This window comes from Brachyspira murdochii DSM 12563 (genome assembly GCF_000092845.1).
Classification (GTDB): domain Bacteria; phylum Spirochaetota; class Brachyspiria; order Brachyspirales; family Brachyspiraceae; genus Brachyspira; species Brachyspira murdochii.
Map to the genome: position 1 here is coordinate 1,295,256 of NC_014150.1, position 12,293 is coordinate 1,307,548.

General features: G+C 28.5%; 13 protein-coding genes. 2 read left to right on the plus strand and 11 right to left on the minus strand.

Annotated elements, in window-relative coordinates; all coding sequences use genetic code 11:
* Window positions 1-99: 99 nt before the first annotated feature.
* The 10 genes from BMUR_RS05575 to rpmH all read right to left on the minus strand — a co-directional run bounded on the left by BMUR_RS05575 (window position 100) and on the right by rpmH (window position 8,606).
* A complete protein-coding gene (locus BMUR_RS05575) occupies window positions 100-921 on the minus strand; it encodes a hypothetical protein (protein WP_013113622.1) in 822 nt (273 codons plus the stop codon).
* Window positions 918-2,048 carry a lipid-A-disaccharide synthase gene (gene lpxB, locus BMUR_RS05580; RefSeq protein WP_013113623.1) on the minus strand — a complete coding sequence of 377 codons (1,131 nt, stop codon included), beginning with the start codon at window positions 2,046-2,048 and terminating at the stop codon, window positions 918-920. Before lpxB ends, BMUR_RS05575 begins: the two co-directional genes overlap by 4 nt.
* Window positions 2,049-2,075: 27 nt before the next feature.
* Window positions 2,076-2,870: an acyl-ACP--UDP-N-acetylglucosamine O-acyltransferase gene (gene lpxA, locus BMUR_RS05585; protein WP_013113624.1), complete on the minus strand. Its 795-nt coding sequence runs from the start codon at window positions 2,868-2,870 to the stop codon at window positions 2,076-2,078.
* A 15-nt stretch (window positions 2,871-2,885) separates the two neighbouring features.
* The gene (gene fabZ, locus BMUR_RS05590; RefSeq protein WP_013113625.1) at window positions 2,886-3,350 is read right to left on the minus strand and encodes a 3-hydroxyacyl-ACP dehydratase FabZ; all 465 of its coding nucleotides are present in this window, start codon (window positions 3,348-3,350) and stop codon (window positions 2,886-2,888) included.
* Between the two features lie 152 nt (window positions 3,351-3,502).
* Entirely contained in the window at window positions 3,503-4,693 is a 1,191-nt protein-coding gene (locus BMUR_RS05595; RefSeq protein WP_013113626.1) for an iron-containing alcohol dehydrogenase, read from the minus strand.
* A gap of 417 nt (window positions 4,694-5,110) precedes the next feature.
* Window positions 5,111-5,806 carry an RNA-binding cell elongation regulator Jag/EloR gene (jag, locus tag BMUR_RS05600; protein WP_013113627.1) on the minus strand — a complete coding sequence of 232 codons (696 nt, stop codon included), beginning with the start codon at window positions 5,804-5,806 and terminating at the stop codon, window positions 5,111-5,113.
* Window positions 5,807-5,871: 65 nt separating this feature from the next.
* Window positions 5,872-7,752, minus strand: coding sequence for a YidC/Oxa1 family insertase periplasmic-domain containing protein (locus tag BMUR_RS05605; protein ID WP_013113628.1), 1,881 nt, complete (start codon window positions 7,750-7,752; stop codon window positions 5,872-5,874).
* A gap of 90 nt (window positions 7,753-7,842) precedes the next feature.
* A complete protein-coding gene (yidD, locus tag BMUR_RS14435; protein WP_013113629.1) occupies window positions 7,843-8,052 on the minus strand; it encodes a membrane protein insertion efficiency factor YidD in 210 nt (69 codons plus the stop codon).
* A gap of 4 nt (window positions 8,053-8,056) precedes the next feature.
* The gene (gene rnpA, locus BMUR_RS05610) at window positions 8,057-8,404 is read right to left on the minus strand and encodes a ribonuclease P protein component (protein ID WP_041749984.1); all 348 of its coding nucleotides are present in this window, start codon (window positions 8,402-8,404) and stop codon (window positions 8,057-8,059) included.
* Between the two features lie 58 nt (window positions 8,405-8,462).
* On the minus strand, window positions 8,463-8,606 hold the full coding sequence (gene rpmH, locus BMUR_RS05615; RefSeq protein ID WP_008723263.1) for a 50S ribosomal protein L34: 144 nt from the start codon (window positions 8,604-8,606) through the stop codon (window positions 8,463-8,465).
* A gap of 196 nt (window positions 8,607-8,802) precedes the next feature.
* On the opposite strand from rpmH, the gene BMUR_RS05620 reads away from it, so the two are divergent.
* Together BMUR_RS05620 and BMUR_RS05625 are read left to right on the plus strand one after the other, a co-directional pair.
* Window positions 8,803-9,285 (plus strand): ATP-binding protein, encoded by a 483-nt coding sequence (locus tag BMUR_RS05620; RefSeq protein WP_013113630.1) that lies wholly within the window; start codon window positions 8,803-8,805, stop codon window positions 9,283-9,285.
* Window positions 9,286-9,317: 32 nt separating this feature from the next.
* Window positions 9,318-10,877 carry an ATP-binding protein gene (locus BMUR_RS05625; RefSeq protein WP_013113631.1) on the plus strand — a complete coding sequence of 520 codons (1,560 nt, stop codon included), beginning with the start codon at window positions 9,318-9,320 and terminating at the stop codon, window positions 10,875-10,877.
* 137 nt (window positions 10,878-11,014) lie between these two features.
* On the opposite strand, the gene BMUR_RS05630 is transcribed toward BMUR_RS05625, so the two are convergent.
* A complete protein-coding gene (locus BMUR_RS05630; RefSeq protein WP_013113632.1) occupies window positions 11,015-11,947 on the minus strand; it encodes an Rpn family recombination-promoting nuclease/putative transposase in 933 nt (310 codons plus the stop codon).
* Window positions 11,948-12,293 lie beyond the last annotated feature (346 nt).

Consider the following 12,293-nt stretch of genomic DNA (forward strand, 5'->3'; position numbering starts at 1 on the left):
TTGAGTATTTATATGCACATTTTTATAATAACTGACATTTACTAAAAAATATAAGATAGAACTTCAATTAATAAAATATTTCTGTATTATAATATATAATTAATATTTATTATACACTATAAAGCTGAATTCTTTTCTTATAGGAAGTATTAATTTGGAGTGTGTTTTGTTGTTTTCATCGTATATTTGTAAATGATTATGCGGTTCTAGGTTTTGATTAAAAAGTCTTAAATCGCATAAAGCAAGACCAAATCCAGCACTTTCGCTGTTATCAAGCTGCTCTGTAAAGAATTTTTCTATTAAATTTTTATTGTAGTATTCTTTGAAAGTTAATCTTTTGGAATCTATTCTAGTTCTGCTTATCATAGTTAGCGGTGCATCATTTACTATTTCAAAGTATATATCATTTTTATTTATTCTTGAGAGTAGTTTAATAGTTAATTTATTTTTTATATCCTGATTGCATAGCAGTAGTTTTGAGTATTTTATTTCATCTATTGGTATATTATTATCAATATCTTTTATAAGTTTATTTTCTAATCTTATATATTCTTTAAGTTCATTTTTAGTATCATCATCTTTTAATATATTAGAATATTCGCTCATTATATCATAATCATCAAAATACTCTCCGCTTTCTATTTTTTTTGTGAAGTGAGGAAATTTCTCTTCCAGTATTTTTATTGTTATGATATGCAGATATCTTGCCTTAATAGTATTAGATATAAGCTCCATTATAATATATACGGCATCACTTGCATATTTTTCTATTTTATATTTTCTTAATATTTCTTCTACTATAAATATTATTTTTTGTTTAGTGATGTTATCAAGCCAAGTAATATAAAATTTAATAGGTTCTTTTTTATGATTTTTTATATACTGCTTTATTTCTTCTATACTAGCTGAAGCATCTATCATGATTTTATAATCTCTTTTGCTATGCGTTCAAGCACATTTTTTTCGCCTAAAGTTTCTCTTACTCTAAGCAGATTGCTGCTTACTTTTTTATAGTATTCTTTATCAGTTAGATATTTTATAATATGACTTGTAATAGCATTAGGATTGCAGTCATTTTGAAGTAATTCCGGAGCAGCTTCTTCATTAAGCAGAACATTAGGCATTCCCACATACTTTATATTTGTAAGCAATTTTCCAAGAATGAATGTAATATATGATATTTTATAGCATATTACCATAGGCTTACCATAACATGCAGCCAAAAGACTTGCAGTACCGCTTGACATTATTAATGCATCAGAGTATGAATATACATAATCTTTATCCTCGCCTGATAATAGAGAGTAGCTTACATCTTTTAATAAGTCTTTATAATTATCAATAATTTTTTTTATAGGTTCTGTATATTCAGGATATGCTATAGGTATTATAAATCTGATATTTGACGAAAGCATATCATTAAGCATTTTCATAGATTTAATAAATACTGGAGCAAGCTCTTTTATTTCCTGATGTCTGCTTCCAAAAAGCACGCCTACAGTATATTCTTTTTTAGGCATATTAAGTTCTGGTACTTCTTTGTCATAATCCAAGTCAGCAAATGGGTGTCCGCTGTACATTACATCGCAGCCGTATTTTTTATACACATCATAATCAAATAAAAAAGGGGTTATTATTTTTTTAGCAGATAGAAGTTTCTTGGCATTCCAAGCTCCCCATATACCGACATGAGGCGGAAAATAATAAATATAATCTATATTATTTGCTTTGCAGTATTTAGCTAAAAGTAAATTAACTCCCTGATTATCAACCAAGAGCATAATATCTACTTTATTTTTTTTAAGATAGTCCTGAAGTATATTGAAAGCACCAAGTTTTTTAAAAGCATATACCGGATTAGCCCCCTCAAATATTCCCATAGTGGATAAAGTTGACATATCAGACAATATATTGACATTTGCCTTTTGCATTTCAACGCCGCCGAATCCGTCTAAGATTATACTAGGGTCTAATTCCTTTATCTTTTTTGCTAATAAAGCTCCCTGAATGTCGCCAGATACTTCGCCTGTAGCTATAAATATTCTCATATTGTTTGTAGTTTTATTTTTAATGAATTATACTGTTTTTTTAGGAGTAATTCCTCTTCTTGCTTTAGAAATAAACTCTACAATACTTCTAGCTATATCATTTAATGAATTGTCATTTAAATATGTATCTAAAAACTCTTGTTTTGTTTTATTCCAATTATACCACATATCATAAGCTGCTTCAGCCTGAGATATCTGCTCAGATGTAAAACCAGCTCTTCTCATACCAACCAAATTTAATTTATAAACAATAGCCTCTCCTGCATGAGCTGTCAAAGCAAAAGGAAGTATATCTCTTCCTACTGCAGACATACCGCTAATCATAGCATACTGTCCAATAGCACAGAACTGATGTATTACACAGTTTCCAGATATAAAAGCACCTTTTTCTATCCTTACATGTCCTGCTGCTAATGCTCCGTTACATATGATAACATTATCCTGTATTTCGCAGTCATGAGCAACATGACCTGTAGCCATTATATAGCAGTTATTTCCTATTGTTGTTTTGGCATTTTCTTTAGAAGCTCTGTGTAAATTAGCAAACTCTCTAATTTCATTTCCGTCCCCTATTTCTAGGAAAGTTACTGTTTTTCTATCAAAGTGTATATCTTGAGGCAGATTACCTATTACAGCATGATCATGAATTATATTATTTTTTCCTATAGTAGTATATTCTTTTATCACTGAATGAGCACCTATAACAGTATTTTCACCAATATTCACTTCTCCTTCTATAACAGCATAAGGACCGATTACAGCACTATCTGATATTTTTGCAGATTCAGATATAATTGCAGTTTTATGTATATTTTCAGACATTTTTATTTCCTATTTTTATTTATCTATTTTCATGGCTTCTTTATCTACTAAAAACAAGCCCAAATCAGCAGAACATGCAAGTTTATCATCTACCTTTACTTCGCCATGAGTTTTAAGTAAAGTACCGTTAAAAGCATCTACTGTAACAAACATATTCATAACATCTCCCGGTATAACAGGATTTTTAAACTTTACATTATCTATTTTAGCAAAGAACATAAACTTTTTGCCGTATTCTTCAGGCTTTAATAACTTTGTATAGCAGTATATTCCAGAAGTCTGTGCCAATGCCTCAACCATTAAAACACCCGGCATAATAGGACTTTCAGGAAAATGCCCTGTAAACTGAGGTTCATTAAAAGTTACATTTTTTACAGAATGTATTTTTCCATCTTCAATACTTTCTACTCTGTCTACAAGCAGAAATGGATATCTATGAGGCAATAACTCCATTATTTTATTTATATTAATTTTTTCCATTTGTCATATTTCCTTTAAACAAATAAATATAAAAAATCGTAATAATATTAAGTAAAATTATACCATATAAATATAAACCTTACAAGTAAAAAATATGTATGATTTTATTATAAATTCTTTTAATTTTTATATTGTTTATTTTTTATGTTTAGTTAAACATTTGCCATCTTAAAAATATTGTAAACATCATCTCTATTTAAAGCTCTAAAATGTTTAAACTCTAATTTTCCATCTTTTATACATCTTCTTGTTAAATCGTTAAGAACATCTTCGCTTTGTACTCCAATTCCTAATTCTGTAAAATTGGTAGGCATGTTTATTTGTTTAAAATATTCTATTGTTTTTTCTATGCCTTTAATTCCAGTATCATCATCATTAATATTCCAAACATTTTTTGAATACTGAATAAACCTTTGTCTTTTATCTTTAAGACAGTATTTAGCCCAAGAACCCCACATAGTAGAAAGACTTGCCCCATGTGCTGCATCAAATTTAGCACTCAATTCATGACCGAATTTATGAACTATAAAATCAAAACTAAGTCCAAGACCAGTTAAAGTATTATGCGATAAACTTCCGCACCACATAAGCTCACTCATAGCGTCATAATTAGTTTTGTCTTTCATAGCTATTAATCCGTTTTTAAATATTGTTCTCAAAACTGCTTCTGCTATAGCATCTGTTGTCTGATTATTATCTCCATTTACTGAACCTTCGCTGTCTCCGAAATATCTGTCGAACGTATGCATAAGCATGTCAGATATACCGCATGCTACCTGATAATAAGGCAGAGTAAATGTAAGACAAGGATTCATTATTGCAAATTTAGGGCGATTAAACTCTGTAGGAAGTCCTCTTTTATCGAGTGTCTCTTCATTTGTAAGAACTGCCGAATTGCTTGTCTCGCTTCCTGCTGCAGATATTGTAAGTATACAGCCTATGGGTATGCTTTTTTCTACATTTTTTACTCTAGTCCAAAAATCCCATATATCAGTTTCTGGATTAGATGCCCCATGTGCTATTGCTTTGGCTGTATCTATAACGCTTCCGCCTCCTACTGCTAGTATAAAATCGGCATCAAAATCTATTGCCTTCTTTACTCCTTCTCTTGCATGAGAAAGTGTAGGATTAGCTCTTACATTACCGAATAGTTCATATTCTATATTTTCGTTTTTTAATATGTTTTCTATTTTGTTAAGAAGTCCGCTTTCTTTTACGCTATTTGTTCCGTAAACTACTAATACTTTTTTGCCTCCCAAATTTTTTATTTCTAGTCCTACTGTATTTTCTGTATCTCTTCCAAATATTACTTTGGTAGGATTGTTGTATATAAAACTTTGCATATAAATACCCTTAAATAATAAATTATATTTTATAGTATTATAATTATTTTTCTTTGTTAATCAAGCATATACAATATAGTTTATTTTTTATAATACATAAAATTTTTAAGTTTATAAAAATATATTTTAAAATTTTATTTATTTCTATTCATTAAGCAAAAACATTATGAACCACTAATTAATACCGAAATAAAAAAGAAATGCTTTTTATATAACTATATATAGCTGCAAGAAAAATATTTATATATTAATCCTATAAATATAATTTTTAATATTTTCATGCATAAAATAATTACACTTTATAAAAAGCTGAAATTACAGTATAAATATTATATAATTTTTTAAATAGATATAATGGTTATGTAATAAAAAAGGGAAGCTGATAAAGCCTCCCTTAAAATTATAATAAATTTTTTATTATCTGTTTCTATAATAAGATTTATTATAATTATATCTTTTATTATTGTTATATCCGCCTTTTCTCTTTGAATAAACTTTCACACTTCTATATGGCGGCTCTCCGTCACTTTTTGTTTCAACATCATTATCATTTTGAAGCTCTAAATGTATAATTCTTCTTTCATAAGGCGACATAGGATCCAAAGCAACTACTCTTCTTGTTTTTTTAGCCTGCTGAGCAGCCTGACGAGCTATATGTTTTAATGTTTCTTCTCTTCTTTCTCTATATCCGTCAACATCTAATATAATATGTCTTTCAGTATCATCATTAAATTTTTTGGAAGCTATTAATGAAATAACAAACTGCAAAGCCTCTAATGTAGCCCCTTTTTTACCTATTAAAACTCCTGAATCTTCTGTTGAAATGTTAATATAAATTCTTTTTTCACTTTCTTCTTTAGCAGTAACTTCAGCTTCAACGCCCATATATTTTAATATATTAGATACTATAGATTGAAACTCGCCTAAATTAGTAGAAATTTCTTCATAATAAACACGTATAATAGTCGGAGATTCTTCTCCAAAACCTAATAAAGGACGTTTGCCTTTATCTATTACCTCTATTCTAACCTGATCTTCTGTAAGATTAAGCTCTTCTAGTGCCTTGCTAACGGCTTCCTTTTCTGATTTACCACTAAACTCTTTTACTAACATAGTATCTCCTCCTTTCTATATGATAAGTAATATTTTGTTATTACTCCTAATTTGATAAATAATTATTACTTCTTTTTCCTTTTTTTCTTTTTTGTAGTTATTTTTGTTTCCTCTTCTTCTATAATATCATTTGATGATTTATCTAATTTTGATGTTATAAACTGCTGAGCTACCCCGAATACGTTTTGTGCTGTCCAATACAAAGCAAGTCCGCTTGCAAAATTATAAAACATAAGAAGCATAATAAGCGGGAAAATAGTAGTCATCATCTTCATTTGTGCGGCGGCCGATGAAGAACCTCCGGCTGAAGAAGAAGGCTGCAGTTTCATGCTTAAATAACTTGTAACTGCCATTAATATAGGGAATAAATTAAAGTTAAATCCTCCTAATATAGGCATACCTGCCGGAAACACAAATAATCTGTCTGGAGATGAGAGGTCTGTTATCCATAAAAAAGGCGTATTTCTAAGCTCTACCATAGACTGCATGAGATAGAAAAATGCTATCAAAAGAGGAAATGGAAGAAGCATAGGAAGACAGCCTCCTAAAGGATTAATCTTCTCTTTTTTGTATATCGCCATTATTTCGGCATTTAATTTATCCGGATTATCTTTATACTGCTCTCTTATACGCTCTATTTTAGGATTTACTAACTGCATCTTTTTCATAGACTTATAAGAAGCATTATTCAATGGGAAAGTAATTATCTTAAATAATAATGTAAATAAAAGTATAGCCCAAGCATAATTTTTGGTTATATTATACAAACCGTTAAGCATAATATCTAATATATAAGTTAAAGGTCTTAAATTAATACCCAAGAAAGATTCCTGAAATATTGATTCGTAAGATTCTTCTGCATAATATTTAGAAAATAATCTTCTCACTTTAGGTCCCATAAATACTGAATATGTATCAGTTATAGAAGAACCGCTTTTAATACTGTGTTTAGAAACCAAATTTGCTAAATGAAAATCGTTTCTATATTCATTAGTTGAAGGTTTAGAGAATGTCATAGTTTCAAAAACTGTATTATCCGGCTGTGCTGATGAAGAAATTATAGCAAAATATCTGTTATTTAAAGCTGCCCATTTATCCAAACCCTCATATACACTATATCTCATCTGATTAGTTTTTATTCCCCTTGAAGAAGAACCGAATAATCTTGAAAATATATTGTCTTTTACTATATCGCCTGTTAATAATATTTTTGATTTACCATTTCCTTTTATTAAGTACTGTGCTTTTGTAGCATCTTCTCTCACAGAATTTTTATCTGTTCTGTAAGGTCCTATTCCAGTACCTAAAAAATAAGAATAAAATAGAGACAAATCTTTTTCTCCGATATTTTCTATAGTTACAGAGTTTTTTAACTGATAAGGGTCTTCTCCGAAACTGAAAGTCTTTGTAATTCTTACCGGAACATTATCTATAAGAGCCAATGCACTGTAGCTTACCAAATCATTATTATCATTTGAAATTAACTGATAGTTTAAATTTTCAGGCATCGCAATAGAATTGGAAAGATTCTGAAAAGTTACAGTAAAAGGGTAAATTCCTTCATAAACCTGTTCTACCATATCAATAATTTCATTAGTAGCATCTTTTCCCAAATCCTGAGGATAATAATTTTTTAATTTATAAGAAAATAAAGAGCCGTTTTTGAAAGCGGCTATAACATATTCATTTTCTAATATTTTTTCATTATTTAAAGATAATGTATTAGTATCTTCTATTACTGCAAAATTTTGCATTTGAGCGGTATCTAATAAATAATTAGCAGTATTATTATTATTTTCTATATTATTATTTGAAGCTGCTGCTGAATTAGTACTTGTATTTGAACTATAAACAGGCTTCATTACTTTAGACTGATAGAACATATATATGAATAATATTATAGCTGTAAGTGCGAATGCTATAACCATTCTTTTATTATTGCTCATAAAATATCAAAGCTCCTTAAATCAATTATATACAACAAACAAGATTTATTTAAGCAATTAAAAAAGGAAGATGGTCTTTGCAAAAAATATTTATGGTACAGGATCATATATTTTTTTTGCTAGAGGATTACATCTCAGTACTCTGGCAATCGCAAGGAAACTGCCCTTTACAGCCCCATATTTAATAACTGCCTGTTTAGCATATTCCGAGCATGAAGGTATATATCTGCATGAAGGTCTAAGATAAGGGGAGACAGCCTTTTGATAGAAAAAAATTAAAAGTAAAAGAATGTGTTTCATAATTTTATAAAACCTTCTGAAATAACTTTATCAAATCTCTTTTACAATCGCTAAAAGAAGGGGAATAATAACTATCAAATTTATTAACAATAATAAAATAATCATATCCGGCAGGGATCTTGTCTTTTTGGCTTCTAAATATTTCTCTTACTATTCTTTTTACCCTATTTCTGCCGACAGAATTAGTTTTATTTTTCTTGATAGCTACAGCAAACCTGCAATACAAACGGTTATTTTTTAAGACAAGAAGAGTATACCTAAAATTACTTATTCTTTTGACAATATTATTCCTATTAAAGAATGATGATATATCATTTCTATGTTTTAACCGCTCTTTACTATATAATTTCAACTATATATTCCCTATCACAGTTTCCATAAGTACTGTTTTTAATAATTGCTTAACAGCATTATTCATCTGCTGCAGTTAAGCGGTATCTGCCTTTTCTTCTTCTGCGTTTCAACACATCGCGTCCATGTTTTGTTGCCATACGTTTAAAAAAGCCAAATTTTCTAGCACGACGCAGTTTACTTGGCTGATAAGTTCGTTTCATTTATTTTCTCCTTAAAAAAGATTATATTTCTTAATTAGATTTTTATCAAAAAAATTATACAAATGTACTGAAGTATTCTACTATAGAAAAAACATTTTGTCAAGTACATAATATATAATCAAAAAAATAACAAAATCATAATATTACCAAACAATTAAAATTTGATATAATATTGTTATGGTGATATAATATTACCATGAAAAAGTACATTCTAAAAAATAACCTAGAAGATATTACTCCGCTAATAGAAGAAATATGCTTAGAAGTAAAAAAGTATATAGGAAATAATGAATTGGATCTGTTCGCTTCAGCTCTGTATGAAGTAATTATGAATGCTATAGAACATGGAAATTTAAATGTACTTTATGAAACAAAAAAAGAATGGCTTAAAAAAAATATTTACAATAAAAAGTTAAAAGAACTCCTTAAAACAGATAAAGCAAAAAATACTCATGTTGAAATTATATTAAAAATTGAAAATGAAAATATTACTATTAATGTAAAAGATCAGGGGCTTGGATTTAAACCTAAACAGGAAGCGAAAAAAATCAATAATGACGGTTTCGCTCGTGAAAGCGGAAGAGGTATGATGATGATCAAATCATATTTTGACGAAGTAAAATTCAATAAAAAGGGCAACTCCATCACTCTAATAAAATTTATTCAAAAAGAACAATAAAAAACTATTTTAAGAAAAAAGAGTTTCTGCTTATGAACAATAATAACAATAAAAAAAAAGTTAAAAAAGTTAAAGATACAAAATTCTTTAAAAAATCTCCTCCTATACAATTAGATACAGGATTCGTTAATTTAGAGAGATTTATTGCTATAAATGAATATGATGACGGATCTTTTTCTAAAGAATATAACTGTGATATAATAAACAGAAAAGGAAGAGATGCAGTTATTATAGTACCTTACTTATATATAGATAATCAGATACATGTACTTATGATAAATACTTTCAGACCCGTTGTTTATTACAGAGAAAAAGTCATGACTGGTAAAAAAACTGAGGATATTGATGAACATATAATGAACTTCTTAGAGTTTCCAGCAGGAATGCTTGAAGAAGATGAAATGAATGATAAAAATACCAATCAGGGTATAAAAAAATGTGCTCAAAGAGAGCTTGAAGAAGAAACAGGATATTCTGTACCTCTAAAAACTATAAATGTATTAGGACATAGATATTACAGCTCATCTGGTATTATTACTGAAAGAATAAATATTGCTACTTGTGATATTACTGGAATTACTCCTAAAAAAGAAATAAAGACTGACGGATCTGTTATGGAAGAGAGTATAGAGACTTTTTTTGTACCTTTTGATAAAGCTATGAGATGGTGCAAGGAAGGAGTTATAAAAAATGCTGGTACTGAAATAGGTCTTCACAGGCTTTATTTTTCAATTATGTATGAACATCAAAAAAATCATAATTTGATACTTCAGAAAAGGCTTCATACTCTTTTAAATGAAATTAGCTCGCTTAAAAAAAGTGCAGAACACTACAACAGACTCATAAGGGAGTTTAAAGCTACTGTTTCGCATGAGTTAAGACACCCTTTTACTGAAATTATGGGATATATTAATTTACTTAAAAAAAATAATATGCCTGAAGAAAAAAGAGAGGAGTTTTTTAATATAGTTTCAAGAAGCATTAAAAAACTTTATGATACTAATAATAATCTTATACAAATAGCGTTAAAAGATGATGAGGCTTCTAAATATGTATCTGAGTTTGATGCAGAAGAAGAGCTTAATATCATAATAGACGGATACAAATTTATTTATCCTAAAGATATAAAAATAGAAATAAATATAGAAAAAAACTGCCGTATATTAATAGGATACCATGAAAGATTTAGGCTTATTATGGAAGGAATTATATCAAATGCTTTTAAATTTACAAAATCTGGTACTATATCTATAAATATAAGAACATTAGACACAATAGAAAAAAAAGAACTTGATTTTTCTCCAGACTTATTTAATTATCACACTATGAAAAATATAATACCTAATGAAATAGAAATAACTGTTAAAGATACCGGAAAAGGAATTAAGCCTAGTAAATTAAAAAAGATATTTATACCTTTTTATCAGGCTGATTCAAGATTTGAAAGAGAATACGGAGGAATGGGAATAGGATTATCAGTTGTAAAAGATCTGCTTGATACTATGCAGGGAACTATTACTATAGACAGCTCTGAAGGGGCTGGAACTATAGTAAAATTAAGAATGCCTTTTGGCATACCAAGTAAGAACTAATAACACAAATATCGAACAGATAATATTATTATATATATAATTTTACTTTTAGAAAAAATAAATTTTTTAAAAATTTCCTTTTGAAATATAGTTAACAGCATACTTATATAAAAACTAACTAAAATATATAAACAAAATTATAATTTCAATACCTCTTCTACACTAAGCCCTGTATTCTCACTGATTATCTTTATATCTATACCAGCTTTCTTTAAACTTCTCGCTATATTAATCTGCTCTTTTCTTATACCCTCCTGCATACCTTCTCTCCTTCCTTCTTCTAAACCTCTCTCTATACCTTCCTGTATACCTTCTCTCCTTCCTTCTTCTAAACCCTCTTCACGCTCTCTTCTTAACATTAAAGTCTGTCCGTATAAAAAAGCATCTCTAGCATTGTAAACTTCCATCTCATCTTCACTGGATATAAAACGTTCATATTTATTTATTACTTTAGGCATGATATTATTTACCTCCTTTAATTTATCTTTAACTTTATCAAAATCTTTAGCCGTAAAAAACTCTATCCAAGATAATATTTTCTTTCTCTTAATATCTTCTGTGTTACTATTATATAATACTTTCTTAAACCTTGGAACTTCCACTATATGCATCTGCACCATATCCAAAACAATATCAGGATTTTCTGTATCTATCAGCTTAAAACATCTGTGAGGCTTACCATCATCATTAAAATCCATATAAAAGTCTACAAAGTTAATACTTATTACCTCGCTTATTATATCATAAGGCTCTTTTTCTTCTACTTCGCTTACTATATTCTTAGATATATAATAGTATATTCTCTTCAAAAAGTCTATATTACCGGATAATTGTATCTCTATAATAACTTTTCTGCTGTCTTTGGTAACTGCTTTTACATCAAGTACGGATTCTTTTAGATTAATATTTTCTGGTAAGTTGTGAGGGTTAATTATCTGCAGGTTGTGCACTGTTTCAAAGCCCAAATCTTCAAGCACAGCATTTACTATGTTCTCAAGTATATCCTCATTACCCAAAGAGCCTAAAAGATAGCGTACAAAATAATCGTTCATTCTATTTATACTACGCATTTATATTATACTCCAAAATTATGATAAGTAAATAAAATATATAAATATTAGTTAAACAAATTTTTTGAGCAAAATAAGCCAAGAATTTATAATTTTTTTTATAAAAAAGAAAAGCTAACAGCTAGTAAGCATGCTAAATAAAAATAGAATATATAGTTTTTTACAATATAATTACCCCGCCCGCCCGCCCCATTTATAGTAAGCATTAAAAATAATTTTTTAAGAATTACTTATAATATCAGGTGAGTTTAACAATAAACAATTATAATTTGTAATTGCTATATTTTTGAAAATTTATTATCAGCTTTTTTAGAGAATACTATTTATTTACGGTAAATTTTATTTT